Annotated in this window: 22 protein-coding genes; 17 read left to right on the top strand and 5 right to left on the bottom strand. The window is 72.0% G+C overall.

All coding sequences use genetic code 11. The annotated features are described in order from the left end of the window. Positions 1–14: 14 nt before the first annotated feature. The 15 genes from ABZ464_RS18525 to ABZ464_RS18455 all read left to right on the top strand — a co-directional run bounded on the left by ABZ464_RS18525 (position 15) and on the right by ABZ464_RS18455 (position 18,638). Entirely contained in the window at positions 15–2,201 is a 2,187-nt protein-coding gene (locus ABZ464_RS18525) for a bi-domain-containing oxidoreductase (RefSeq protein WP_359277931.1), read from the top strand. After that, positions 2,198–4,141, top strand: coding sequence for an alginate lyase family protein (locus tag ABZ464_RS18520; RefSeq protein ID WP_359277928.1), 1,944 nt, complete (start codon positions 2,198–2,200; stop codon positions 4,139–4,141). The genes ABZ464_RS18525 and ABZ464_RS18520 overlap by 4 nt, the downstream gene beginning before the upstream one ends. 163 nt (positions 4,142–4,304) lie before the next feature. Further along, positions 4,305–5,822: a right-handed parallel beta-helix repeat-containing protein gene (locus tag ABZ464_RS18515; RefSeq protein WP_359277925.1), complete on the top strand. Its 1,518-nt coding sequence runs from the start codon at positions 4,305–4,307 to the stop codon at positions 5,820–5,822. A gap of 1 nt (position 5,823) precedes the next feature. Then, the gene (locus ABZ464_RS18510; RefSeq protein ID WP_359277922.1) at positions 5,824–7,056 is read left to right on the top strand and encodes an O-antigen ligase domain-containing protein; all 1,233 of its coding nucleotides are present in this window, start codon (positions 5,824–5,826) and stop codon (positions 7,054–7,056) included. 10 nt (positions 7,057–7,066) lie between these two features. Beyond that, complete coding sequence (locus ABZ464_RS18505; protein ID WP_359277988.1) at positions 7,067–8,275, top strand: glycosyltransferase; 1,209 nt, start codon at positions 7,067–7,069, stop codon at positions 8,273–8,275. After that, a complete protein-coding gene (locus tag ABZ464_RS18500) occupies positions 8,272–9,507 on the top strand; it encodes a class I SAM-dependent methyltransferase (RefSeq protein ID WP_359277919.1) in 1,236 nt (411 codons plus the stop codon). The genes ABZ464_RS18505 and ABZ464_RS18500 overlap by 4 nt, the downstream gene beginning before the upstream one ends. Further along, positions 9,504–10,289, top strand: a complete 786-nt coding sequence (locus ABZ464_RS18495; protein WP_359277916.1) for a sugar phosphate nucleotidyltransferase — start codon at positions 9,504–9,506, stop codon at positions 10,287–10,289. The genes ABZ464_RS18500 and ABZ464_RS18495 overlap by 4 nt, the downstream gene beginning before the upstream one ends. Then, positions 10,286–10,933, top strand: coding sequence for a PIG-L deacetylase family protein (locus tag ABZ464_RS18490; protein WP_359277913.1), 648 nt, complete (start codon positions 10,286–10,288; stop codon positions 10,931–10,933). The genes ABZ464_RS18495 and ABZ464_RS18490 overlap by 4 nt, the downstream gene beginning before the upstream one ends. A gap of 3 nt (positions 10,934–10,936) precedes the next feature. Then, a complete protein-coding gene (locus ABZ464_RS18485; RefSeq protein WP_359277910.1) occupies positions 10,937–11,962 on the top strand; it encodes an SDR family oxidoreductase in 1,026 nt (341 codons plus the stop codon). Positions 11,963–11,994: 32 nt separating this feature from the next. Next, positions 11,995–13,248 carry a DUF4910 domain-containing protein gene (locus tag ABZ464_RS18480; RefSeq protein WP_359277985.1) on the top strand — a complete coding sequence of 418 codons (1,254 nt, stop codon included), beginning with the start codon at positions 11,995–11,997 and terminating at the stop codon, positions 13,246–13,248. Positions 13,249–13,253: 5 nt separating this feature from the next. Beyond that, a complete protein-coding gene (locus ABZ464_RS18475) occupies positions 13,254–14,552 on the top strand; it encodes a hypothetical protein (protein WP_359277907.1) in 1,299 nt (432 codons plus the stop codon). Next, on the top strand, positions 14,549–15,496 hold the full coding sequence (locus tag ABZ464_RS18470; protein WP_359277905.1) for a glycosyltransferase family 2 protein: 948 nt from the start codon (positions 14,549–14,551) through the stop codon (positions 15,494–15,496). The genes ABZ464_RS18475 and ABZ464_RS18470 overlap by 4 nt, the downstream gene beginning before the upstream one ends. Further along, positions 15,493–16,731: a polysaccharide pyruvyl transferase family protein gene (locus tag ABZ464_RS18465; protein ID WP_359277902.1), complete on the top strand. Its 1,239-nt coding sequence runs from the start codon at positions 15,493–15,495 to the stop codon at positions 16,729–16,731. Before ABZ464_RS18470 ends, ABZ464_RS18465 begins: the two co-directional genes overlap by 4 nt. After that, positions 16,728–17,279 (top strand): dTDP-4-dehydrorhamnose 3,5-epimerase, encoded by a 552-nt coding sequence (gene rfbC, locus ABZ464_RS18460; RefSeq protein ID WP_359277900.1) that lies wholly within the window; start codon positions 16,728–16,730, stop codon positions 17,277–17,279. Before ABZ464_RS18465 ends, rfbC begins: the two co-directional genes overlap by 4 nt. Before the next feature lie 6 nt (positions 17,280–17,285). After that, complete coding sequence (locus ABZ464_RS18455) at positions 17,286–18,638, top strand: glutamate-1-semialdehyde 2,1-aminomutase (protein ID WP_359277897.1); 1,353 nt, start codon at positions 17,286–17,288, stop codon at positions 18,636–18,638. Between the two features lie 2 nt (positions 18,639–18,640). Here the strand turns inward: ABZ464_RS18455 and ABZ464_RS18450 are convergent, their stop codons facing one another. The 4 genes from ABZ464_RS18450 to ABZ464_RS18435 all read right to left on the bottom strand — a co-directional run bounded on the left by ABZ464_RS18450 (position 18,641) and on the right by ABZ464_RS18435 (position 23,691). After that, positions 18,641–19,357 carry a phosphatase PAP2 family protein gene (locus tag ABZ464_RS18450; RefSeq protein WP_359277894.1) on the bottom strand — a complete coding sequence of 239 codons (717 nt, stop codon included), beginning with the start codon at positions 19,355–19,357 and terminating at the stop codon, positions 18,641–18,643. A 91-nt stretch (positions 19,358–19,448) separates the two neighbouring features. Beyond that, positions 19,449–20,807 (bottom strand): cation:proton antiporter, encoded by a 1,359-nt coding sequence (locus ABZ464_RS18445; RefSeq protein ID WP_359277891.1) that lies wholly within the window; start codon positions 20,805–20,807, stop codon positions 19,449–19,451. An 86-nt stretch (positions 20,808–20,893) separates the two neighbouring features. Beyond that, positions 20,894–22,831, bottom strand: coding sequence for an FAD-dependent monooxygenase (locus ABZ464_RS18440; RefSeq protein ID WP_359277888.1), 1,938 nt, complete (start codon positions 22,829–22,831; stop codon positions 20,894–20,896). After that, positions 22,828–23,691, bottom strand: a complete 864-nt coding sequence (locus ABZ464_RS18435) for a DUF1932 domain-containing protein (protein WP_359277885.1) — start codon at positions 23,689–23,691, stop codon at positions 22,828–22,830. The genes ABZ464_RS18440 and ABZ464_RS18435 overlap by 4 nt, the downstream gene beginning before the upstream one ends. 235 nt (positions 23,692–23,926) lie before the next feature. Between ABZ464_RS18435 and ABZ464_RS18430 the strand changes: the two genes are divergently transcribed. Continuing rightward, positions 23,927–24,883 carry a hypothetical protein gene (locus ABZ464_RS18430; RefSeq protein WP_359277882.1) on the top strand — a complete coding sequence of 319 codons (957 nt, stop codon included), beginning with the start codon at positions 23,927–23,929 and terminating at the stop codon, positions 24,881–24,883. Between the two features lie 44 nt (positions 24,884–24,927). Continuing rightward, positions 24,928–25,767 (top strand): amidohydrolase family protein, encoded by an 840-nt coding sequence (locus ABZ464_RS18425; RefSeq protein WP_359277879.1) that lies wholly within the window; start codon positions 24,928–24,930, stop codon positions 25,765–25,767. On the opposite strand, the gene ABZ464_RS18420 is transcribed toward ABZ464_RS18425, so the two are convergent. Beyond that, positions 25,718–26,557, bottom strand: a complete 840-nt coding sequence (locus tag ABZ464_RS18420) for a response regulator transcription factor (RefSeq protein WP_359277876.1) — start codon at positions 26,555–26,557, stop codon at positions 25,718–25,720. The genes ABZ464_RS18425 and ABZ464_RS18420 overlap by 50 nt on opposite strands. Positions 26,558–26,600 lie beyond the last annotated feature (43 nt).

The raw sequence follows: 26,600 nt of genomic DNA, 5'->3' as shown, positions 1-26,600 counted from the left end.
ATCAGGGGACTTCGGTGAAACAGGTCGTACAGAACTACAAGAGCGGCGAGCTGGCCCTGCTCGACGTACCGGTCCCGGGGTGCAAGCCGGACGGTGTGCTGGTCCGCAGCGCCTATTCGCTGATCTCCACCGGGACCGAGCTCATGAAGGTGTCCGAGGCCGGCATGTCGATGCTGGGCAAGGCCCGCTCCCGCCCGGACCAGGTGGCCAAGGTCGTGCAGAGCGTGGCCACCAACGGGCTGCCCGCCACCTACCGCAAGGTGATGGGCAAGCTGGACTCCTACACGCCGCTGGGCTATTCGCTGTGCGGGGTGGTCGAGCAGGTCGGCGCCGGCATCGACGACGTCAAGGTCGGCGACCTCGTGGCCTGCGCCGGCAACGAGCACGCGCTGCACGCCGAGCTGAACTGGGTGCCGAAGAACCTCTACGCCCCGGTGCCGGACGGCCTCGCGCCCCGGCACGCGGCCTTCGGCACCGTCGGGTCGATCGCGTTGCAGGGCGTCCGCCAGGGCGAGTCACGGCTCGGCGAGGTGGCGCTGGTGATCGGCCTCGGGCTGATCGGTCAGCTGGTGGTGCAGCTCCTGACCGCCTCGGGGGTCCGGGTCGTCGGGGCCGACCCCGACCCGGCGCGCTGTGAGCTCGCCGAGCGTCTGGGTGCGGCGGCCTGCGGCGATCCCGCCTCCCCGGCCGTGGAGAACGCCGTCGCCGAACTCACCGACGGGCACGGCGTGGACCAGGTGTACCTGGCCGCCGGCGGGGGCAGCAACCAGCCCGTCGAGCTGGCCGCCCGGCTGAGCCGGGACCGCGGCCGGGTCGTCGACATCGGCAAGTGCCGGCTGGACCTGCCGTGGAACGCGTACTACGAGAAGGAACTCGACGTCCGCTTCTCCCGCAGTTACGGCCCCGGGCGCTACGACCCGGAGTACGAGCTGGAGGGGCGGGACTACCCGATCGGCTATGTGCGCTGGACCGAGCGCCGCAACCTGGCCTGCTTCCTCGACCTCGTCGCCCGCGGCCGGGTCGACGTGGAGCCGTTGGTCTCCCACATCGCCGACTTCGACGACGCCGTGGAGACGTACCGGAGTCTGAAGGACGGCGACCTCAAGGCCGTGGCCGTGCTGTTCCGCTACCCCGAACAGGAGGCCGAGAAGGCCGAGGCCGAGGCCCCGGTGGTGGCCGTGCCCGCGGTGAGTGTGCAGCGGAGTCCGGCCCGGGCCGCAGGGACACCGGTGCGGCTGGCGTTCGTCGGCGCGGGGAACTACGCGACGTCGATGCTGCTGCCGCACCTGGCCCGGCGCGAGGGCGTCGAGCTGTCGACGGTCGTCACCACGACGGCGCTGTCCGCGGCCAACGCGCAGCGGAAGTTCGGCTTCGCCGGGGCGACCACCGATCTCGACGCCGTGCTCGGTGACAAGTCCATCGACGCGGTGTTCGTGGTCACCCGGCACAGCTCGCACGCCGACCTGACCCGCAAGGCGCTGCTGGCCGGCAAGTCGGTGTTCGTGGAGAAGCCGCTGGCGCTCACCGAGGACGAGCTGGCCGGGGTGCTCGCGGCGGTCGAGGAGTCCGGCAACGACCGGCTCCAGGTGGGCTTCAACCGCCGGTTCGCGCCGCTGCTGCAGGAGGCCAGGAAGCGGTTCGGCGCCCGGACCGGTCCGGCGAGCCTGCGCTACCTGGTCAACGCGGGCCGCCTCGCGCACGGCAGCTGGTACCTCCAGCAGGGCACCGAGGGCTCGCGGTTCGCCGGCGAGGGCGGGCACTTCATCGACACGGCGAGCTGGCTGCTCGACGCCGATCCGGTCTCGGTGTACGCGGTCGCCGCCGCCGGCAACGAGGACCTCCAGGTCGTCCTGCGCTACCCGGACGGGTCCACCGCCACCCTCAGCTATGTCACCACCGGCGCGTCCGGCTTCCCCAAGGAGACCCTGGACCTGGTCGCGGACGGCAAGGTGCTGCGGCTGGACGACTTCGTCCGTGCCTCGGTGTACGACGGCCCCCGCAACCGGTGGGTCAGTTCACGGCTGCCCAAGGCCCGGGACAAGGGCCAGAACGCCGAACTCGCCGCGTTCATCAAGGCCGTGCGGACCGGTGGGCCGATGCCGGTGCCGCTGCAGTCGCTGGTCGCCACCACGGCGGCCACCCTCGCCGTGCAGGCCGGGCTGGTGGGCGGCGCGCCGGTGACGCTGGCGGGGGCGCGATGAGCATGAGCGCGGGCTGGTACCTGCGGCGGCTGTCCCGGATGGGCCCGCGGGAGGTCGGCGGCCGGGTCGGCGACACGCTGCGCAGACGGCGGTGGCGGTCGGCGCGACCGGACGCCCCGACCGTGACCGGCGCCCGGTTCACCGCGGTCCTGCCCGCGGGGACGATCGCCGCGGTGCCGCCGGACGCCGCGAAACGTCTGATCGCCGAGGCGGACCGGCTGATGGCGGGACACGTCGAGTACTTCGGGGTGGTCCGCGACGACCTCGCGGACCCGGACTGGTGGTACGACCCGAAGACCGGGCGCCGCGCCCCGTGGGGCTACGCCTTCGACGTGCCGTACCGCGACGAGGACGCGGTCGGGGACATCAAGCAGATCTGGGAGCTGTCCCGGCACCACTACCTCACCGTGCTCGCCGCCGCCTACGCGATCACCGGGAACGAGCGGTACGCCGAGCGCGTGGCCGGGCATCTGCGGTCCTGGTGGAAGTCCAACGCGCCGCTGCGCGGGGTGCACTGGACCAGCGGCATCGAGCTGGGGATCCGGCTGCTGTCCTGGGTGTGGATCCGCCGGCTGCTCGACGGCTGGCCGGGCGCGGCCGACCTGTTCGAGGGCAACCCGGTGGCGCTGAACCAGATCTGGCACCACCAGCGCTGGCTGGCCGCCTTCCCCAGCCGGGGGTCCTCGGCGAACAACCACGTCATCGCCGAGGCCGCCGGGCAGTTCGCCGCGGCCTGCGCGTTCGACTGGTTCCCCTCCTCCGCGCGCTGGCGGGCCGACGCGCTGCGGTCGCTGGAGCGGCAGCTGCGCGGCAACACCTTCCCCTCCGGCCTCAACCGGGAGCTGGCCACCGAGTATCACGGGCTGGTGCTGGAGCTCGGCCTGGCCGCGGTGGCCGAGGCGGACGCCGCCGGTGTGCCGGTCCCCGCGACGATCCGGCTGGTGCTGCTGCGGATGACCGACGCGCTCGCGGCCGTCGTGGACGCCCGGCTGCGGCCGCCGCGCCAGGGGGACGCGGACGACGGGCACGGTCTGGTCGTGGACGGCACGGACACCGACCGCTGGGGCTCACTGCTGGCCACCGGGGAGGCCGTGTTCGGCCGGCTCGCCTGGTGGCCGACGGTGACCGGCACCGATGTGCGCACCCCGCTGCTGGCCGCGCTCATCAAGCCCGCTGAGCTGTCCGTGACCCGCCCGGCGGGCCGGCCCGCCCACTTCGCCGACGCGGGCATGACGATCCTGCGCGGCCCGGGAGAGATCTGGTGCCGCTGCGACGGCGGTCCGCACGGGTTCCTGTCCATCGCCGCGCACGCGCACGCGGACGCGCTGTCCGTGGAGGTCCGGCACGACGGGGTGGACGTGCTCGCCGACCCGGGGACGTACTGCTACCACGGGCAGCCCGAGTGGCGGCGGTACTTCCGGTCGACGCTCGGCCACAACACCCTCCAGGTGGACGGCGGTGACCAGTCCGTCTCCGGCGGCCCGTTCCTGTGGACCCGGCATGCCCGCAGCCGCGTCCTGGTCGCGGACACCTCCGACGAGGAGGTGGGCCGCTGGTGCGCGGAGCACGACGGCTACCAGGGCTCCGTGCACCGCCGCCGCGTGGAACTGTCCTCCGAAACCCGGGAGTTGAGGGTGGTGGACGAGGTGCGCGGGCCGCGCCGGGCCGTACGGCTGGCGTTCCACCTCGGCCCGGCGATCACCGCGGACCTGGCGGGGAACCGGGCGGCGCTCACCTGGACCCGGGACGGCGAGGACCGCTCCGCGGCGCTCGACCTGCCCGGCGAGCTGTCCTGGCGGGCGCACCGGGGCGAGAGCGACCCGCCGCTGGGCTGGTACTCCGCCGGCTTCGGACGCAAGGAACCCGCCACCACGCTGATCGGCACCGGCTTCGCCGACGGCGCGGGCGACTTCACCACCGTACTCAGGTTCCACGGCTAGGGGGCTTCTGATGGATCTCCGTGCGGGAAGGAGCGCCCGCCGCGCTCCGGCCGCAGACCGCAGTGGGCGCACGCCCGGCTCGAGCGCAGCAGGGAGCCCGGGGGCGCGTGCCGGGCGTCGCGACGCCGCGGAGATCCGTCGCAGACCCCTGGGGAGAGGACGGATGGGGATCGGCTGGCGGCAGTGGGCGTGGCCGGCGGCGGCGCTGGCCCTGCTGGCGGCGACCGGCTGTGAGAGCGGTACGACGGACGCGGCGCCGAAGCCGAGCACCGCGCCCTCCACGTCCGTGGCCCGGGTGTGCGCCAAGCCCGCGGCCGGGCCGGCGAAGGCGCCGGCGGGCGCGGTGACGGTCGACCCGGCGGTGCCCGGCGACCTGGCCGCGAAGACCGAGAACAGTCCCCCGCACACCACCTTCTGGCTTCGGCCGGGCAAGCACACCCTCATGTCGGACCGCTATGACCAGGTGACCCCCAAGGAGGGGGACGTCTACCTCGGCGCGCCGGGCGCGGTGCTCGACGGCCGCAGGAGCAACCAGTACGCGTTCGGCGGCACCGCCCGCGACGTCACGATCCGCTACCTGACCGTGCAGGGGTTCGTCGCGCCCCTTGACGAGGGCGTGGTCAATCACGACTCGGCCGACGGGTGGGTGATCGAGCACGCGACGATCCAGAAGAACTCCGGCGCCGGGCTGATGGCCGGCGCCCGCCAGCAGGTTCGCGCGAGCTGCCTGCGCGACAACGGCCAGTACGGCATGAACGCGTACAAGGGCGCCGGCGGTCTGCGCGGCCTGGTGCTCGAGGGCAACGAGATCGTCGGCAACAACAAGGACGACTGGGAGCGGAAGCGGCCGGACTGCGGCTGCAGCGGGGGCGTCAAGTTCTGGGCCGTCAACGGCGCGGACATACGCGGCAACTGGGTGCACGACAACCGCGGAACCGGGTTGTGGGCGGACACCAACAACAATGACTTCCTGATCGAGAACAACCTGATCGAGGACAACGACGGTGCCGCGCTGATCTACGAGATCAGCTACAACGCGGTCATCCGGAAGAACACGATCCGGCGGAACAACTGGGTCGAGGGCCGCGCGAACGCCGCCGGCGGCGACACCTTCCCGTTCGCGACCGTCTACCTGTCCGAGTCCGGCGGTGAACCGCGGGTCCGCGCCCGCACGGACAAGATCGAGATCTACCGGAACGTGCTGGAGAACAACTGGTCCGGGATCACCCTGTGGGAGAACGCCGACCGGTTCTGCAACAGCCCGGCCAACACCTCCTCCGGCGACTGCACGTTGCTGGTGAAGAACATCGACCGCTGTGTGCCGCCCGCGATCGCCAAGGCGCCGCTCTACTCCGACTGCCGGTGGAAGACCCAGCGGGTGGACATCCACGACAACCGCTTCGTGCTGGACAAGTCCGTCCTCGACTGCACGGTGATGTGCGACCGGATGGCGGTGCTGTCCAACTACGGCACCTATCCGGACTGGTCGCCGTACCAGGGCGAGCGGGTGGCCGAGGCGATCACCCTCGCCCAGCACAACCGCTGGCACGACAACGTCTACGTCGGACCATGGACCTTCGTCGTCCATGACGCGAGCCGGACGGTCGGCTTCAAGCAGTGGCAGGTCACGCCGTACCGGCAGGACGCGGGCAGCACCTTCCGCGCACGGGACGGTGGGTGAGATGGGCACGGACCACAAGTCGAAGATCGTCCGGACGTCCTGGGGGCTGCTCGTCCTCAACACCCTCGGCTCCACCGGGGCGCAGACCATCGTCCCGCTGCCCCGCTCGCTCATCCAGATGGTCACCATGGGCTCGCTGGTCGGCGCGTTCGCGCTGGCGCTCGTGGTCAACCCCCGGGTGCGCATCCGGACCAGCTCCTACGTGTTCCTGCTCACCCTGCTGCTGGTGCCGAGCCTGATCTCCAGCGTGGGCCAGGGGGCCGGGTTCGGCGCGCTGTTCCGCTGCGCCCGGCTGGCTCTCTTCATCGGCACACTGTGGCTGCTCAGCCGCTGGTGGGACGGCGGCACCACGTTCGTCCGGCACCACATCCGGATGTACTTCGCGGTGCTCGGGACGGTCGCCGCCGGCCTGGTCGTCTCCCCGGGCGCCGCCCTGCCCGACCGCTACGGCGGGCGGCTGGTCGGCGCGTTGTGGCCGCTCACACCGCCGCAGATCGGACAGTACGCAGCGGTGATCATCGGGCTCACCGTGCTGCTCCTCCTGGGCCGCCGGACCGACCGGACCAGCGCGGCGGTGGTCATCGTGCCCTCCCTCGTCCTGCTCGCGCTGACCCATACCCGGACGGCCACACTCGGCCTGCTCATCGGGCTGGTGCTGGCGATCGGCTCGCTCATCCTGACCAGCGCCGCCGCCCGCCGGTTCTTCACCTGGACGGTACTGTGCGCGACGGTGGCCGCGGTGGCGTTCAGCTCCGCGCTCCAGGCGTGGTTCCTGCGCGGACAGAGCCAGGAGAACTTCGCCAGCCTCACCGGCCGGGCCAAGGTCTGGCACGCCCTGCTGGCGGAACCCCGGACGACCTCGCAGTACCTGTTCGGCACGGGCCTGGGCGACAAGTCGTTCAACGGGCTCCCGATCGACAACAGCTGGCTGGCCGTCTACAACGAGCAGGGCATCACCGGCATCGCCCTGGTGGCGGCGGTCATCATCGTGCTGGGCGGCGTCGCGCTGCTGCGGCCGCCGTCGCTGTCGAGGGCCTGCGCGATCTTCCTGATCAGCTACTGCGCGATCGCGTCGTACACCGAGGCCGGTCTGGGCGACGCCTCGCCGTATCTGCTGCATCTGGCCCTGGCCGCCTCGCTGCTGGCGGCGCCCGCCGAGGCCGCTCCCCCGTCGACGCCCGATCCATCCCGACGGCGCGTGCCGAGCCGGGCCGAGTCATCGGAGGTGACCTGACATGCAGGGCATGCACGTGCTGGTGGTGCACAACCGCTACGGCTCGGCGCAGCCGAGCGGGGAGAACAAGGTCGTCGACCAGGAGGTGGCGCTGCTGCGCGGCGCCGGCCACCGGGTCGAGGTGTTCGAGCGGCGCAGCGACGACATCGCCGCCCGGTCCCTGCCGGGCAAGGTCGCCGTACCGCTGCTGGTGCCGTGGAACCCGGCGGTCCGTACGGAGCTCGCCGCCCGGCTGCGCGCCGAGCGGCCGGACGTGGTGCACGTCCACAACGTCTTCCCGCTGCTGTCGCCGGCGGTGCTGGCGGCCTGCGCCGACGCCGGGGTGCCCGCCGTCGCCACGCTGCACAACTACACCCAGGTCTGTCCGCCCGGCACGCTGCAGCGGGACGGCCGGCCGTGCACCGAGTGCGTCGGGTCGGCGCCGCTGCCCGCCGTCCGGCACGGCTGCTACCGGAACTCCCGGCTGGCGACGGTGCCGCTCGCGGTCAGTCTGTCGGTCAACCGGCGGCGGTGGTGGACCGGTGTGGAGCGGTTCCTCTGCATCTCCGCGGCGCAGCGCGAGGTCCTGGTGCGGTCCGGCATGCCGGCCGAACGGCTGGCGGTGAAGCACAACTTCGTGCCCGAGCCGGGCGTCCGCCGCGAGGGGGCCGGCGAGCATCTGCTCTATCTCGGCCGGCTCGCGGAGGCCAAGGGCGTACGGCTGCTCATGGCCGCGTGGGACGAGATCGCCGCCGGCGGCGGTGTGGGCGTGCCGCTCGTGATCGCCGGCGCGGGGCCGCTGGAGCCGGAGGTGACCGCCTGGGCGGCGGGCCGGGACGATGTGCGGTACGTCGGCCTGTACGACCCGGCGGAGTGCCGGCAGGCCCTCGCGCGGTCGGTGGCCGTGGTGGCTCCCTCCACATGGCTGGAGGCGTTCGGCCTGGTGGTCGTGGAGGCGATGGCGGCGGGGGTGCCGGCCGTCGCCGCCGGTCACGGCGCCTTCGTGGAACTGGTCGAGGACGGGGTGACGGGGCTGCTGCACCGGCCGGGCGAGGCCGCCTCGCTCGCGTCCTGTCTGCGGCGGATCACGGCCGACCCGGCCCTGGGCCGGGAGATGGGGCAGGCGGCCCGGCGCCGTTACGAGCAGGGTTTCAGCCCGGCCGTCGGTCTCGAGCGCCTGGTTGAGGAGTACCGCACCGCGATCGCGGGTCGGACGGAACTAATGGGGGGCAGTAAATGACACGATGCCGACTCTGCGGCTCGGCGGCGATGGCGAGCGTCGTCGATCTCGGGGCGACGCCACCCTGCGAGAGCTTTCTCGCCGCGGACCAGCTGGACCGGCCGGAGCCGGCGTACCCGCTGCACCTGCGGGTCTGCACCGACTGCTGGCTCGCGCAGATCCCGCCGCTGATCACTCCGGAGGAGACGTTCAGCGAGTACGCGTACTTCTCCTCCTTCTCGACCTCCTGGGTGGAGCACGCGCGCACGTTCGTCGACGGCGCCGTGACGCGGCTGGGTCTCGGCTCCGACGCCTTCGTGGTCGAGGTCGCGAGCAACGACGGGTACCTGCTCAAGCATGTGGTGGACCGGGGGATCCGCTGCCTCGGCGTCGAGCCGTCGGTGAACGTCGGCGCCGCGGCGCGGGACGCGGGTGTGCCCACGCTCACGGCGTTCCTGTCCCCGGACACCGGCTCGGCCGTGCGCGCCGAGCACGGCCCGGCGGACCTGGTCGTGGCCAACAACGTGTACGCGCACATCCCCGACGTGGTCGGGTTCACCCAGGGGCTGCGCGCCCTGGTCGCCGACGACGGCTGGGTCTCCGTCGAGGTGCAGCACCTGCTGACCCTGATCGAGGAGAACCAGTACGACACCATCTACCACGAGCACTTCCAGTACTACACGGTCGCCTCCGCGATCCGCGCCCTGGCGAGCGGCGGGCTGACGCTCGTGGACGTCGAGCTGCTGCCCACGCACGGCGGCTCCATCCGGCTGTGGGCCCGGCCCGCCGAGGTGGCCGGCGAGCCGACGCAGCGGGTGGCCGACGTACTGGCCCGGGAGAAGGCCGCCGGGCTGCAGGAGCTGTCCGGGTACACCGAGTTCTCCGCCCGGGTGGCCAAGGTGCGCCGGGACCTCCTCAAGTTCCTCATCGAGGCGGCCGAGCGCGGCGAGACGGTCGTCGGCTACGGCGCCCCGGGCAAGGGCAACACCCTGCTCAACCACTGCGGCATCCGGCCCGACCTGCTCCCGTACACGGTCGACCGCAACCCCTACAAGCACGGCAGGTACACCCCGGGCACCCGCATCCCGATCCTGCCGCCCGAGCAGATAGCCGCCGACCGGCCGGACTACGTGCTCGTCCTGCCGTGGAACCTGCGGGCCGAGCTGGTGGAGCAGCTGTCCTTCGTGCACGACTGGGGCGGCCGGCTCGTCTTTCCCATCCCGGAACTGAGCATTGTCGAGGTGACGTCATGAAGGTCGTTCTGTTCTGCGGCGGTTACGGGATGCGGATGCGCAACGGAACCTCCGACGACGTCCCCAAACCGATGGCGATGGTCGGCCCCAGACCGCTGATCTGGCACGTCATGCGCTACTACGCGCACTTCGGGCACACGGAGTTCATCCTGTGCCTCGGCTACGGGGCGCACCACATCAAGGACTTCTTCCTCAACTACGAGGAGACGACGTCCAACGACTTCGTGCTGCGCGGCGGGCGGACCGAGCTGCTGTCCACCGACATCTCGGACTGGACGATCACCTTCGTGCAGACCGGCATCGAGTCGCCGATCGGGGAGCGGCTGCGCCGCGTACGCCATCACCTGGACGGCGACGAGATGTTCCTCGCCAACTACGCCGACGTCCTCACCGACGCCCCGCTGCCCGAGATGATCGAGAAGTTCGCGCAGCGCGACGCCGGTGCGTCGATGATGGTCGTACCGCCCCAATCCTCCTTCCACTGCGTGGAGTTGGGCGAGGACGGCCTGGTGGGCGGCATCACCGCGGTGAGCGAACTGCCGCTGTGGGAGAACGGCGGCTACTTCGTGCTCCGGCAGGAGGTCTTCGACCACATCCCGGAGAACGGGGACCTGGTCGCCGACGGATGCGCCCAACTGGCCAAGCGGGGGCGGCTGGTGGCGCACCAGCACCGCGGCTTCTGGAAGCCGACCGACACCGTGAAGGAGCGGGCCGCGCTCGACGCGGCCTACGCCCAGGGCGACCGCCCGTGGGCCGTGTGGGAGCAGGGGGTGCGTGCGTGATCCGGCTCGGGGCCGGGTCCCTGGAGCGGATCGTCGCGGTGGGCGCGCACTGCGACGACATCGCCATCGGGGCAGGCGGCACACTGCTCGCCCTGTGCCTCGCGCGGCCCGGCCTCCGGGTCGACGCACTGGTGCTCTCCGGCGGCGGCAGCGACCGCGAGCAGGAGGAGCGGGCCGCGCTCGCCGCCTTCTGCCCGGGCGCCGACCTGCGGCTGACCGTGCTCAAACTGCCGGACGGCCGCATGCCCGAGCACTGGGGCGAGGCCAAGGCCGCCGTGGAGGAACTGCGCGGACAGACCGACCCGGATCTGATCCTGGCCCCGCGCACCGATGACGCGCACCAGGACCATCGCGGCCTCGCGCAGCTGATCCCCACCGCGTTCCGCGACCACCTCGTGCTCGGCTACGAGATCGTCAAGTGGGACGGCGATCTCGGCCGCCTCGCGGTGTACCAGCCGCTGTCGCCGGAGGTCGCCGAGGAGAAGGTGCGGCTGCTGCAGGAGCACTATCCCTCGCAGCGGCACCGGCCCTGGTACGACCGGGAGGCCTTCCTCGGCCTCGCGCGGATCCGCGGCATCGAATGCCACGAGCGCTACGCCGAAGCGTTCGCCGTCACCAAACTCACGCTCAACCTGGGGGGTTGAACCATGCGCGTACTGCTGACCGGACACCAGGGATACCTGGGAACCGTCATGGCCCCGGTCCTCGCCGCGGCCGGGCACGAGGTCGTCGGCCTCGACGCCGGCCTGTTCGCCGACTGCGTCCTCGGCCCGACCCCCGCGGACCCGCCGGGGCCGCGGGTGGACCTGCGCGACATCACGGCCGAACACGTCGCCGGGGTGGACGCCGTGATCCACCTGGCGGCGCTCTCCAACGACCCGCTGGGCTCGCTGGCGCCGGAGCTCACCTACGACATCAACCACCACGCGTCCGTACGGCTGGCCCGGCTGGCCCGCGACGCCGGAGTGCAGCGCTTCCTGTACGCCTCCACCTGCTCGGTCTACGGCGCCGCCGGTGGCGACGACCTGGTGGCCGAGGACGCCCCGCTGCGCCCGGTGACGCCGTACGCGGAGTCCAAGGTGCGGGTGGAGGACGACCTGCACGCCCTGTCCGACGGCGACTTCAGCCCGGTGTACATGCGCAACGCCACCGCCTTCGGCTACTCGCCCCGGCTGCGCGCCGACATCGTGCTGAACAACCTGGTGGGCCACGCCCTGCTGTCCGGCGAGGTGCTGGTGCTCTCCGACGGCACCCCCTGGCGTCCGCTGGTGCACGCCGGCGACATCGCCCGGGCCTTCGCGGCCGCGCTGGTCGCGCCGCGGGAGGCGGTGCACGACCGGGCGTTCAACATCGGCAGCGAGACCAACAACGTCACGGTCGCCGAGATCGCCGAGCAGGTCGCCGAGGCGGTGTCCGGCGCGAAGGTGCGGATCACCGGGGAGAACGGCGCCGATCCGCGGTCGTACCGGGTGGACTTCTCCCGGTTCCGCGCCGCGATCCCCGGCTTCGACTGCGAGTGGACGGTGAAGCAGGGCGCGCTCGAACTCGCCGACGCCTACCGGAAGCACGGGCTGACCCAGGAGGACTTCGAGCGACGCTTCACCCGGCTGGCCGTGCTGCGCGCGGCGTCCGAGGCCGGCTCCGTCGACGACACCCTGCGGTGGCGCCGGTGACCAAGCATGTGGAAGAAGGTGCCGGCGACGAGATGTACGCCCTGGTGGAGCGGTTGTACCCGCTGTGCCGGAGCATCACCGGCGACGGTGTGCGCGCCACCCTGGACATCGTCGGCGAGTACATCCCGCTCCAGGTGCACGAGGTGCCGACCGGGACGCAGGTGCTCGACTGGACGGTGCCGCAGGAGTGGAACATCCGGGACGCGTACATCGCCGACCCGGCCGGTAACCGGGTCGTCGACTTCGCCGCGTCCAGCCTGCACGTGCTCGGCTACAGCGTGCCGGTGTCGGCGACCATGCAGCTGTCCGAGCTGCGCGCGCACCTGCACACCCTGCCGGACCACCCGTCCTGGGTGCCGTACCGCACGAGTTACTACAAGCCGGAGTGGGGTTTCTGCCTGGCCCAGGACACCCTGGACGCGATGCCGGACGGCGAGTACGAGGTGCGCATCGACTCCACCCTCGCCGACGGCCACCTCACCTACGCCGAGCACGTGGTCCCCGGGCAGGTCGCCGACGAGGTGATCGTCTCCTGCCATATCTGCCACCCGTCGCTGGCCAACGACAACATGGCCGGCGTCGCGGTGGCCACGTTCCTGGCCAAGGCGCTGGCCGAGGGGACGCCGTACTACACCTACCGGTTCATCTTCGCGCCCGGCACCATCGGGGCGATCACCTGGCTGGCCCGCAACGCGGAGCGGGTGGAACGGGTCAAGCACGGGCTGGTGCTGGCCTGCGCCGGCGACCCGGGCTCACTGACGTACAAGCGGAGCAGGCGCGGCGACGCGGAGATCGACCGGGTGATGCGGCATGTGCTGGCCGCCTCCGAACGTCCGCACCGGATCAACGAGTTCACTCCGTACGGCTACGACGAGCGGCAGTACTGCTCCCCCGGGTTCGATCTCGGCGTGGGCTCGCTCAGCCGGACCCCGTACGCCGGCTACCCCGAGTACCACACCTCGGCGGACGACCTGGACTTCGTGTCCCCGGAGGCGATGGCGGACACCCTCGCCGTCTGTCGCGAGGCGTTCGCCGTCCTCGACCGCAACCGGCGGTACCTCAACCTCAGCCCCTACGGCGAACCGCAGCTGGGCCGACGCGGGCTGTACGACGCGCTCGGCGGCCGCAGCGACACCAAGCAGGCCCAGATGGCCATGCTCTGGGTGCTCAGCCTCTCCGACGGCGAGCACGGTCTGCTGGACGTCGCCGAGCGGTCCGGGCTGCCGTTCGACACCGTCGCCGCCGCGGCCGACGCCCTGCGCGACGCCGAACTGATCAAGGTGTGACGCCGATGACCACCGAGAAGGAGAATCCGCCGACGACGGCGCCCCCGGCCGGATCCACCCGGCGGGCCTTCGTCGGCCGGCTGTCCTGGGGACTGGCCGACCAGGCGGCCTCCAGCATGAGCAACTTCCTGGTGGGGATGTACGTGGCACGCTCGCTGGGGCTGACCGCGTTCGGCGTGTTCACCCTGGCCTGGGTGACCTACGGCGTCGTGCTCAACGTCTCCCGCGGGCTGGCCTCCGACCCGCTCGTGGTGCGCTTCAGTGGCGTGCCGGACGCATCCTGGCGCGCGGCGGCGGCCCAGGCGGCGGGTACCGCGCTCGGCGTCGGCGGTGCCATCGGCGCGGTGTCCCTGATCGTCGGGCTGGGCCTCGGCGGCCATGGGGGCGCCGCTTTCGCCGTCCTCGGCGTGGTGCTGCCGGGGCTACTGCTGCAGGATGCGTGGCGGTTCGCGTTCTTCGCGGCGGGCGCCGGGCGGAAGGCGTTCGTCAACGATGTCGTGTGGGGCGTCGCGCTCGTACCGGCCCTGGTGATGGCCGCTCGCGCGGGCAGCGTGGAAGGCTTCGTGCTCGCCTGGGGCGGGACCGCCGCGGTGGCCGCCGGGTACGGCTGCTTCCAGTCCGGCATCCTGCCCCGGCCGACGCGGGCCCGCGCGTGGCTGCGCGAGCAGCGCGACCTCGGCTACCGCTACCTGGTCGAGAACGTGAGCCTCAGTGGTGCGAGTCAGCTGCGGGCGTACGGGCTCGGCGCGATCGCCGGGGTCGGCGCCGTGGGTTCGATCCGCGGCGCCGAACTCCTGCTCGGCCCGTTCCTCGCCGTGCTGATGGGCCTTTCGCTCGTCACCGTCCCCGAGGCGGCACGGGTGCTGCGGCAGGCCCCGCACCGGCTGGGCGCCTTCTGCCTCATGCTCGCCGGCGGGCTGGCCGCCGCCGCGCTGCTCTGGGGCGCCGCGCTGCTGCTGGTGCCCGACTGGGCCGGCGAACACGTGCTCGGCCAGGTCTGGCAGTCCGCGTCCCAGCTCATCATGCCGCTCACCGTCGGCGTCGCGGGCGCCGGCTTCGGCGTCGGCGCGGCGACCGGGCTGCGCGCCCTCGCCGCGGCCCGGCGCAGCCTGCGCTGCCAGCTGTTCGCCTCCGCCTGCTACGCCGGCTTCGGGATCGGCGGGGCGGCCCTGGCCGGCACGGCCGGCTCGGCCTGGGGCGTCGCCGCCGCGAACCTCAGCGCCTCGGCGGTGTGGTGGATGCAGCTGCGGGCCGCCCTGCGCGAGCAGCACCAGACCACCATCAGCGAAGTGAGGACGCCATGACCACTCAGCCCCGGCTGAGCATCGGCCTGCCCGTGTACAACGGCGAGGAGTACCTCGCCGAATCGCTCGACGCGCTGCTCGGCCAGACCTACGAGGACTTCGAGCTGGTCATCTCCGACAACGCCTCGACCGACGGGACCCGGGACATCTGCACCCGGTACGCCGCCCAGGACTCGCGCATCCGGTACCTGCGGCTGCCCAGGAACATCGGCGCCGCGCCGAACCACAACCATGTGTTCACCGAATGCCGCGGCGAGCTGTTCAAGTGGGCCTCGCACGACGACCTGTACGCCCGTGACCTGCTGCGGCGCTGTGTGGAGGCGCTGGACGAGCGGCCGGACATGATCCTCGCGCACTCCGGCCAGGCGGTCATCGACGGCGACGGGAAGGTGAAGGTGCCGTACGAGTACGGGCTCGCCACCGACTCGCCACACCCACCGGAGCGCTTCCGCAGCCTGCTGTTCGAGCCCGGTGGCGACGACTTCTACGGGGTGATGCGGGCCGAGGTGCTGCGCCGGGTGAAGCCGCTCGACAGCTACCACCACGCGGACCGTACGTTCGTCGCCGAGATCGCCCTGCGCGGGCCCTTCCACCAGGTGCCGGAGCTGTTGTACTTCCGCCGCGACCACCCCACCCGCGCCGAGCGGGCGAACCCCTCCAAGCGCTCCCGGTGCGCCAACCTGGACCCGCGCCGGGCCGGCCCGCTGCACCCGACGCCCCGGCTGCTCGCCGAGTACGTCTGGGGTTTCGTCACGGCGGTCCGGCGGGCGCCGATGTCCCCGGCCGACCGGCGTGCGTGCTACCGACACCTGGCCGCATGGATGACCAGCCGGGTCCGGCCCGGCGCCGGCGAACGGGTCGAGGACCGCGCCCCGGTCGACCCGGACCGGCTCACCGTCTCCGTCGACGCCCTCGTCGCCGGACGTGAAGGGAGGCAGGCATGACGTCTGCGAACAGGACCCCGGTACGTGTGGGGGTGTTCGGTCTGCTCGGCGCCGGGAATTTCGGCAACGACGGGCAGCTCGAGTCCATGCTCACCTACCTCCGCACCGAGCACCCGGAGGCGGTCGTGGACGCGTTGTGCAGCGGCCCCGAGGTCGTCGCGACCCGGTACGGGATTCCCACGACGCGGATGCACTGGTACCGCGGGGAGTACCGGACCGCGTCGTCTCCGGGCGCGATCGTGGCGAAGGGTCTGGGCAAACTCGTCGACGCCGTCCGGACCGCGATCTGGGTGCGTCGGCACGACGTGGTGATCGTGCCGGGCGCGGGCGTTCTGGAAGCGACGCTTCCGCTGCGGCCGTGGGGCTTCCCGTACGCGCTGTTCCTTCTCTGCGCGTCCGGCCGGGTGACGGGCACCCCGGTCGCGCTGGTCGGCGTCGGTGCGGACCGGATCGGCCACCGGGCGACCCGGACTCTGGTGCGCTGGTCGGCGCGGCTTGCCGCGTACCGGTCGTACCGGGACGACGGGTCCCGGGACGCGATGCGGGCGATGGGCGTGGACACCGCCGGCGACGGGGTCTACCGGGACCTCGCGTTCGCCCTGCCGACGCCGCGGGCGAGCGCGCCCTCGAACCCGCCGGGCCCGGTCTGCGTCGGAGTCATGGCCTACCACGGCAGCAACGACGACCGCGCCCTGGCCGAGGAGATCCACCGGCGCTACCTCGACGGGACGACCCGGTTCGTCCGCGCGCTGGTCGAGGAAGGCAGGACGGTCCGGCTGCTCACCGGCGACGAGCTCGATGAGCCGGTGGTCGCCGCGATCCTCGACGCGGTGGACTCGCCGCTGGTCACCACAGCCGAGGCGGCCTCGCTCGACGATGTGATGAAGGAGGTTGCGGATGCCGATACGGTGGTGGCGACCCGGTTTCACAACCTTGTCTGCGCGTTGAAGGCGGGCACGCCGACGCTCGCGGTCGGCTACTCGGCGAAGAGCGGCGCGCTCATGGAGCAGATGGGTCTTGGCGCCTACTGCCACCCGGCTCGCGAGGTCGACGCCGACCGGCTGCTCGAGCAGTTCCGGGAGCTGGAGCAGCGATCGGCGGACCTGCGGCGGACCCTGGCCGAGCGGAACCTGGTCGCCGCCCGCCAGATCGAAGCCCAGTTCGTCGAGTTGACCGCGGCCCTGTTCCCGGCGACCGGCCGCGCCGGGGCCCGCGCCCGGCAGGAGGCTCCATGAAAGCGACCGAAGTCCCCGCGATCGAGGGCGCGTTCCTCTTCGAGCCGACGCCGTACGCCGACGAGCGCGGCTTCTTCTGCCGCACCTTCGACGCCGACGTGGTCCGCTCGGTGGGACTCGACCCGGACGCCTTCATCCAGGACAGCCTGTCCCGCTCGGTCCGGGGTGTACTGCGCGGCCTGCACCTGCGCTCCGGCGCCGGCGAGGCCAAGCTGGTGCGGTGCTCGTACGGGAGGATCTTCGACGTCGTCGTGGACCTGCGGCCGGACTCGCCGACGTACCTGGGCCGGGCCTTCTTCGAGCTGTCCGGCGAGACACAGAAGACCGTGTACATCCCGGCGGGATGCGCGCACGGCTTCCAGGCTCTTACCGAAATCACAGACATCTCTTACCGTATCGATCGTCAGCACGATCCGTCCGAGGACGTGACGATCGCCTTCGACGACCCGGAACTCGCCATTCCCTGGCCACTGCCGGTCACGTCGATGTCCCAGCGGGACCGGGAGGCACCGAGCCTCGCCGAGGTCCTGAAGCACAAGGAAGGGTGAAGTCGGTTGACCACCGAACACGCCGAACGCACCGCGGAGACCGCGGAGTTCCTCCTGCCCCGGTCACGGCAGGCGAACGAGCGGCTGCACGCCCTTATCCCCGGGGGCGCACACACCTACGCCAAGGGCGACGACCAGTACCCCGAGAACCTGGCCCCGGTCATCAGCCACGGCAGCGGTGCCCACGTGTGGGACGTCGACGGCAACCGCTACATCGAGTACGGCTCCGGCCTGCGGTCGGTCAGCCTCGGCCACGCCCACCCCCGCGTGATCGAGGCGGTGCGACGGGAACTCGACCGCGGCAGCAACTTCGTCCGGCCGTCCATCGTGGAGGTCGAAGCCGCGGAACGCTTCCTGGCCACGGTGCCGACCGCCGAGATGGTGAAGTTCGCGAAGAACGGCTCCGACGCCACCACCGCCGCGGTGCGCCTCGCCCGCGCCGTCACCGGGCGCCCGCGGGTGGCCCTCTGTGCCGACCATCCGTTCTTCTCCGTCGACGACTGGTTCATCGGCAGCACGCCGATGTCCGCCGGCATTCCGGCGGCGACCAACGAGCTCACCGTGGCGTTCCCTTACGGGGACCTGGCCGCCACGGAGGAGCTGCTCACCCGGTACCAGGACGAGGTCGCCTGCCTGATCCTCGAACCCGCCACCCACAGTGAGCCGCCGCCCGGGTACCTCAAGGGCCTGCGCGAGCTGGCCGACCGGCACGGCTGCGTACTGATCTTCGATGAGATGATCACCGGCTTCCGCTGGTCCGAGGCGGGCGCCCAGGGCCTGTACGGCGTCGTCCCCGACCTCTCCACGTTCGGCAAGGCGCTGGGCAACGGGTTCGCCGTCTCCGCGCTGGCGGGGCGCCGCGAGCTGATGGAGCGGGGCGGGCTGCGGCACTCCGGCGACCGGGTGTTCCTGCTGTCCACCACGCACGGTGCGGAGACGCACTCCCTGGCGGCCGCGATGGCCGTGCTCACCACCTACGTCGAGGAGGGCGTCACCGCGCGGCTGCACGCCCTCGGCGAGCGGCTGGCGGCCGGTGTCCGCGACGCCGCGGCCGCCATGGGCGTCGGCGACCACATCGTCGTCCGGGGCCGGGCCAGCAACCTGGTCTTCGCCACCCTCGACGAGAACCTTCAGCCGTCGCAGGAGTACCGCACCCTGTTCCTGCGCCGGCTCCTCGCGGGCGGGGTGCTGGCCCCGTCGTTCGTGGTGAGCAGCGCGCTCAGCGACGCCGACATCGATCACACGGTCGACGTGGTGGCCCAGGCGTGTGCGGTGTACCGCAAGGCGCTGGACGCCGCCGACCCCACCGCCTGGCTGGCCGGACGCCCGGTGAAACCGGTGTTCCGCCGCCTGGCGTGACGTCAGGGACGCTCCGGCTGACCGGCGTCGGCCCTCCGGTCGGCCGGCCGGTCAGCCGTCCGGTCAGCCGTCCGGTCAGCCGTCCGGTCAGCCGTCCGGTCGACCAGCCACGCGATCGCCGGTGTCACCGCCAGCCCGGTGCACCAGCCGCCGAGGACGTCGGTCGGGTAGTGCGCGCCGAGGGCGACCTGCGCCCAGCCCATGGCGGCGCCGGCGACCAGCGCCGCGGCGAGCACGAGTGCCGTGCCGGCCGTCCTGCCGAGACCGAGGCGGCCGGTCACGAGCAGCGCCACCACGAGGGCGAGCGCGGTGGCGAAGGCGGTGTGCCCGCTCGGGTACGACAGGTTGTCCTCGCCGTGGATGGTGCGTCCCACCAGGGACTTGAGCAGCGTCGCCGTCACCACGGCCAGCCCGGGGCCGGCCACGACGAGCACCGCCGCACGAGGAAGCCGCAGCAGCAGACAGCCGGTCACCGCGGCCCCGACGAGCATCACCGCTCCCCCCGGCTCCCCCAGGAAATCCATGCCCAGAGCGACGTCCCGCCACGGCGGCCCCACACCGTCCACCGCCGACTGGATCCACGCGTCCAGCGTCCCGGGCCGACTGTGGCCGGCGTACACGACCCCGAGCAGGACGACGACCAGCGCGGCGAGGCCCGCGATCAGCCCGAGCAGCCCACGCAGCGAGGGGTCCAGCACCGATCGGGAGAGGCGATGCACCGCACCCTCCCACCGGCGCCGGAATCAGTCCCTGTCCGTCACCCTAACCAACGACGCGGTCGCGGCGGACCGCCATCGGGTAGTCCGCGAGTCAACACTGCGCGATTTTCTGGTTCTGGGCGGGGAGTTGACGGGGGCGGGGCCCGGGCGGTCGCCGATGGTCCGCGCGATGGCCGAGGGCGGTCAGGAGCGGGCTGGTCATCAGCGTCGTGATGACGGCCATCAGCACCAGGACGGTGAACAGGCGCTGGTGGATGACTCCCGAGGCCAGGCCCAGGTTGAGGGCGATGAGTTCGGTCAGTCCACGTGTGTTGAGCAGGACGGCGACGGTCGCGCTCGACTGCCGGGGCAGGCCGCCGAAGCGGGCCCCGAGGTATGCGCCGCCGAGCTTGCCCACGCAGGCGACGACGCAGACCACGGCGAGGAGGACGAAGTCGCCGAGGCGCAGGGAGCCGATGTCGAGGGCGAGGCCGGTGGTGATGAAGAACAGGGGGAGGAGGAGGGATTCGACCGCGTGGACGGAGGCGGTGAGGAAGGAACCTGGATCGGGGCTTGGAACGGGCTTTGGATCGGGCTTTGGATCAGGGCTTGGAACGGGGTTTTCGTGCGGGTGGGGCATGGCGGCGCCCGCGAGCAGACCGCCGAAGACCGCGTGCAGTCCGAGGGCGGTGGTCGCCGCCGCCGCACCCCCGGCGAGGGCGAACGCGACGGGAAGGTGATACGGCGCCGTGGCGGGGCTGCGCATCCAGCGGCGCAGCAGCGGCCTGACGACGCCCAGCAGCGCCGCGGCGAGCACGAGCAGCAGGACGAGCCGCAGGCCCACCTGCCGCACCCCGGCCCGCCGCCCGTCCGCGGTGGCGGCGCCCAGCGTGATCGCCGCGAGGGTGAGCCAGGCCACCGCGTCCATCAGGCCCGACGAGGCCAGCGCCACCGTACCCGCGCGGGTGCCGTCGAGCGCGCGGTCCCGGACGATCGCGGCGAGAACCGGCAGCGCGGTGATGGAGACGGCCACCGCCATGAAGAGGACGAAGGTGGCGCTGCCGGCCTGCGGTTCTCCGGCGGCGCCGAACTCGGCGCGCCCCAGCACGGCCGTGGCGGCACCGAGGCCCATCGGCACCAACAGGGCGCCGGCCGCGACCGCGGCCACGGCTCGGCCGGCCGCCTGACGGCGGTGGGCGGTCAGTTCGTGTCCGACGGAGAACATGAAGACCGTCACCGCGACCTGCCCCAGCATGCCGAGATAGGGCAGGACGTGCGCCGGGAACAGCCGGGCGGTCGGATCGCCGGGCAGCCGCCCGAGCAGGCTCGGACCGAGCGCGATCCCGGCCAGGATCTGTCCGATCACCGGGGGCTGCCGCAGTACACGTGCCCCTGCGCCGAACAGCGCGCACGCGAACACGGCCACGGCGAGCGCGGCGAGAACCGCGGCGATCGTCGAGTCGTCGAGCATCGTGGACCTGCCTCCTTTGGTGATCGACTGGTGATCGACTGGTGTTCGACCGATGATCCACTGCCGGCCCCGGGTGGGTCAGGCCGTCATGAGGGTCTCGGGGCGGTGGGCGGGAGCGGCTCGGCGGGCGTCGGCGCCTCGGCCGGGTCGCCGGCGCCAGCCGGGACCGTGACCGGGCGGTGGCGGCCCGAGAGGCGGTGGCGGGCCTTGCGTACCGCCGTGTCCGCCGCGTCCAGCAGGTATCCGTACGCGAAGATGGCGATGACGCCATGGGTACGCAGGTTGAGCACCCAGTTCAGGCGTGTGTTGACGCTCATCGGGATCCGGTGCGTCCAGGGGCGACGGGCCGAGGGCCGCCGCAGCGCCGCGGGCGCGATCCGGTCGAGCGGCGAGACGTCCACGACGCCGGCCGCGCGGGCCGTGAACACGCGCCACAGCCGCGGCAGCGGACGCGCGATCGAGATCTGGCAGTGGAAGCCGGGGACCTCGCTGCCGTGGTCCAGCCGCCACCGCGCCCGCTCGGCGATCTTCCGTTGCAGGTGTGCCTGGACGCGTTGCACCGTCTCCGGCGGCAGCCAGGCCCACGGCTGGGACGCGCTGTAGAAGAGGCGCTTGCTCAGCCGGCGGCGCAACCGCTGTTCCCGCGCGCCCTCGCGCTTCGTCTCGCCGTCGGTGTGCACGAGCCAGGTGGCGAAGTCCGAGCGCGCCGTCCCGGTCGACCAGAGCACGACGAGGTCCATCAGATGCGTGAGCAGGAAGTAGCGCGGGTCGCGGATGGCAGGCGTGAACTTCTCCCGCAGCATGTTGCGGATCATCAGCCAGTCCTGCCGCGCGTTGCGGTTGATCCGGTCGATGTACGCGTGCTCCGGCGTGCCGCCGCGCACCTGCGCCTCGATGACGTTCGTGAGGTGCCACAACTGCTGGCAGGAAAGGCCGATGCCCTGGCTGTAGTAGGCGTCGATGATCGAGGAGGAGTCCCCGACCATGCCGTAGCCGTGCGGGTGCACGAACGTGTCGGTCATGTACTGGGTGTTGCGGTACATCCGGAACTCCAGCAGCCGCGGCTCGGTCAGCACGTCCCGCAGCACCGGATAGCGGTCGATCAGCCCGAAGAACTGCCCGCGGGGCGTGTCGCCGGGCAGCGGGGTGCGCTGGTCGAAGATCACGCCGACGCTGATACGGTCCTTGGACAGGCGGATGACCCAGATCCAGTAGCCCTCGCCCCACAGGTGGACGGTGTACTTGTCGCGCGGGGTCGAGCCGCCGTTGGGATCCCGGTACTCCCAGACCGGTGCGAACTGCTCGTCGGTGATGTCGGTGAACTGGCCCCAGATCGAGGTGGTCTGGAATCCGTCCTGTGCGATGACCTCCTTCTCCATCGCGTGGCCGAACTTGCGCGCGAGCATCCGGTTGCGCCCCGAGCAGTCCACGATCCAGTCGGCGACCACCTCTCCGTGCGTCGAGGCGTTGCGGTCGGCCCAGCGCACGGTGTTCGGGGCGTCGGCCTCCACGCGTACGTCCACGACGCGTGCGCTGTCGAGGAAGCGGATGCGCGGGTGCGCGCGCACCGTGGTGCGGATCTCGTCCTCGGCCTCCGGGCGCACGATCTGCTGGTCCACCGCCAGGCACCGGAACCACAGCTTGTCCTCGGCGCTCTTGAACAGGTAGTGGTCCCGGTGGTCCTCCGACTGCCGGGCGAGGGTGTGCTCGCTGAGGGGCGCGATGCTCCATTCGCTGCGCGGGGCGAAGCTCTCGGCGCCCTCCATGCCCTCGGTGAACCAGACCCCGAGCTTGACGAAGCACTCCTCGTCGAGGAACTTGTCGAGCCGGCCGATGGTGCGCGGCAGGGCCGTGGACACCAGGAACGACTCACCGACCTTGAAGCTGCGCTTCTGGTGGACGACGTCGTCGATCAGTACGACGTCGATGCCCCGCTGGGCCAGCGACAGGGCGGTGAACATGCCGATCAGCCCGGCCCCGACGACCACGGCCTCCGCCCGCGCGGGCTCCTGCGGCGCGCTCACCGCCGGCCGCCCAACAGGTCGAGGGCACGGCGGGTGTCCCCGTCGAACGCGTCGCGGACCGGGAACCAGCGCTCCAGGACCCGTACCGCGGCATCGGCGGTGTCGCCCGGGAGACCCTCCTCGCGCAAGGCGTCGGCGCATTGCGCGAGTTCGGGCCCCCATCGCCAGGCGCGTGACGCGACACTGGGCAGCATTTCGTCTTCGATTACTTCGGTCAAAGGCGAACGGGTTATCAACGAGGCCTCCCCGATGAGCGGTTCGATGACGCCGTGGGCGTCCGCGTAGGCGTAGGCGATGCCCGCCAACACGTAGGCGACTTTCTGATACGTGGCGTAGGACGTCTTGAGGGCCGAGGCGGCGCCGAGCGGACCGCCGGTGTCCAGCGCCCGAATTCCGGTTCCCTCGAACAGCGAGATGACCCGGGCGACATCGTCCTTGTCGCCGGCGAGGTGCAGCCGGACGCCCGGAGCGTCCTGGGGACACGGTCCGATGACGCAGCCGTCGACGACGCGGACGTCCGCCGCCGAGAGCCGTGCGGCCAGGTCGAGCAGCACCGCGCGGGTCGTGCCGTTGGCGTCCAGGAACAGTCCCCGAAATCCGGTTCCGGCAATCGCCGCGGCGACCTGCGGCGCACCGTGCGGCGGGCAGATCGAGACGATCACATCGCTGTGCGCCGCGAGGTGCGCGAGGTCGTCCACCGCTTCCAGACCGAACTCCTCGGCCCGCCGCGCCGTGGCGGCGCTCCGGCCCGCCGGGCACCACAGCACCCGGTGACCCGCGCCGGCCAGCGCGCCACCGAACCCGCCGCCCATCCGGCCGGGGTGCAGCAGGCCGACCGTCGCGGTATCGGCATGGCTCATCCGTGCCCTCCTTGTGGGCCGAAGTGCTTTGCAGCCAGGGGTACATGACGCGAAATAAATGAATCGAGGTTTTGAATCCTTCGGCTACCCGGAATCCGGCAGCCGACAGGAAATTCGGCCACAGATGCGTGGGACCGTGCGTCGTTCCGGGGCGCCGCCGCTAGCTTCCAATCTCGATTGCCGTCCACGAATGTGCCGGCAGCTGGAAATCGCTTCAGGATCAGAAGGGGAGAACATGTCGATCGACTTCGGATCCGCCGTCACCCGCGGCGCGTCACGGGCCCGCCGGTACCTGAGGGACAACGGCCTGCCTCACAGCGACGAGATCGAACTCGAGCCCTCCGGAGTGGAGTTCGCGGACGGCGGGCACTACGGCGTCGAGATCCCGGTCGTCAACAGCTTCAAGGTGCTCGACGCGACGCTCCGCCTGCTCCAGGCCGAGGGACTGCCGGTCACCCGCTTCAACGAGACGCTCGGCGCGATGCTGCTGTCCGACTCCGAGGTCGGGGACATGCTCGGGCTGTGCCGGGAGAACGGCGTCGGGATGCTGTTCGCGCTCGGCCCGCGCCCGGAGTACGACCGTAAGGCGGCCTTCTACCGCGGCGGATTCGGCGCCTCCCAGGGCCGGCGGATCAACAACAACGACGCGATCGCGCAGAGCGTCGAGGAGGCGTACCGGCTGACCGAGCTGGGTTGCCGCGGTCTGATCGCGTACGACCTCGGCGTCATCCGCCTGCTCTCCGACATGCGGGCCGCCGGCGAACTGCCCGCCGACCTGATGCTCAAGGCGTCCTCGCACTGCATCGTGTCGAACCCGATGACCTCGCGGATCTACGCGGAGAACGGCGCGGACAGCGTCACCACCACCCACGACCTCGGGCTCGGGGTGCTCCAGGAGATCCGCAGGGGCTCTCCGCGGCTGACGATCGATCTGCCGACGGACGTCTACGGCAGCAAGGGCGGCTTCATCCGGTTCTACGAGGTGCCCGAACTGGTGCAGATCTGCGCGCCGATGATGCTGAAGATCGGGGCGAGCGCCCAGTCCCACCCGCACGACCCGGTCAACGAGAACACCATCCGCCAGCGCGTCCAGCGCGTCGGGCTGTGTCTGGAGTACCTGGCCAGGTCGGGCGTCGAGGCGAAGTACATCAGCGACCTGTCACCGCACCGCTGCGTGCCCGTACAGGCATGACGGTGTGCAGGCATGACGGCGTGAAGGTGTGAAGGCGTGAAGGTATGAGGCTGGTCGACGCGCAAGTCCACATCTGGGGCGCCGACACACCGGCCCGGCCGTGGCCGGCCGGTGGCGCGGCGACCGCCCACCGCGCCGGACCGGTCACGGCGCGCGAGACCCTCGCGGTGCTGGACGCCGCGGGGGTCGACCGCGCGGTTCTCGTGCCGCCCTCCTGGGAAGGCGACCGCAACGATCTGGCGTGGGCGGCCGCGGCGCGGCATCCCGACCGACTGGCCGTGATGGGTCGGATCCCGCTGACCGACCCCGCGCAGGCACGGCTGCTGGCCCGCTGGCGGGACCGCCCGGGCAGCCTGGGCGTCCGGGTCACGCTGCACCGCGACCCGTGGCGGACCCGGTTCCGCGCCGGCGACCTGGACTGGTTCTGGACCGCGGCGAACGCCGCCGCGCTGCCGGTCATGGTCTACGCCCCCGGCATGAGCGCGGCGCTGGGCGAGGTCGCCCGGCGCTTCCCGGACCTGCGTCTGATCGTCGACCACCTGGCCGTGCCGGTGGACGCCAGGACCCCCGAGGCGTTCGGACACCTCGGGGATCTGATCGCGCTTGCGCGCCACCCGCGGGTCGCGGTCAAGGCCACGGCACTGCCCTGCCATTCGAGGCTGCCGTTTCCGTTCCACGACCTCCACGAGCCCCTGGAGCGCGTGTTCGACGCCTTCGGCCCGCGCCGGATGCTCTGGGGCAGCGACTGGACCCGACTGCCGTGCCCCTACCGCGAGAACGTCGAACTGTTCACCGACGCCCTGTCGTTCCTGAGCGCGGGCGATCTCCGATGGATCATGGGAGACGCGGCCCTGGACTGGCTGGACTGGCCGGGTCGGCCGTGAGGCCCTCGGTGAGCCCGGCGTCCTGGGCGATGAGGGCGGCCCGCACGCGGTTCCCGCAGCCGAGCTTGGTCAGCAGACGGCTGATGTGGGCCTTCACGCCCCCTTCGCTCAGGTGCAGCGCGCGTCCGATCTCGCTGTTCGCCATGCCCTGGGCGACGAGCGCCAGGACCTCGAGCTCCCGCGGGGTGAGGCCGCCGATGAGTTCACGCGCCCGCTCGACGCGTTCGGTGTCGATCCGGGCGACGCTGTCGAGGACGTGCTTGGCGACCTCCGGGCACAGGACCGCTCCGCCCGTGGCCGCCACCCGTACCGCCGCGACGAGGTCCTGCGGGTTGCCGCTCTTGTGCAGGCAGCCTGCGACACCGGCCCGCAGGATACGGTCGAGGTCACCGCCGCCCGGCGAGGACGCGAGCACCACCACGGCCGTCGAGGGGGACAGGCGGCGCACGGTGCGCGTGACCCAGGCCCCACGCGTGCCCGCCATGCCGCTGTCGATCAGCAGCACGCCGAGCCGGTGGCGCAGCGTCATCTCGATCGCGGCGCTCTCGTCGCCCGTGTCCGCGACGACGTCTATGCCGTGGGCCCGCTCGAGCGCCGCCCGGATGCCGCCGCGGACCAGCACCTCGCGGTCGGCGATGCCCACCACGACGGTCGCCTCGGCGCGCCCGTCAGCCGGCGCCGTACGCCGCGCGGCGGGGGCGGCGGAGGTCCGGCCCGCCCGCACGGCGGCCGGCCTCATGACGTCGACCGGACCGATCGGCCACTCGGTCCGCAGCAGGGGTTGTGCCATGTCGACTCCTCACAAACGCATGGTGCGTCGGACAGCACTCCCG

The organism is Streptomyces sp. NPDC005820, from assembly GCF_040630255.1.
Taxonomy (GTDB): domain Bacteria; phylum Actinomycetota; class Actinomycetes; order Streptomycetales; family Streptomycetaceae; genus Streptomyces.
Note: the sequence above shows the minus strand (reverse complement) of the source record. Positions and strands in the feature narration are given on the sequence as shown.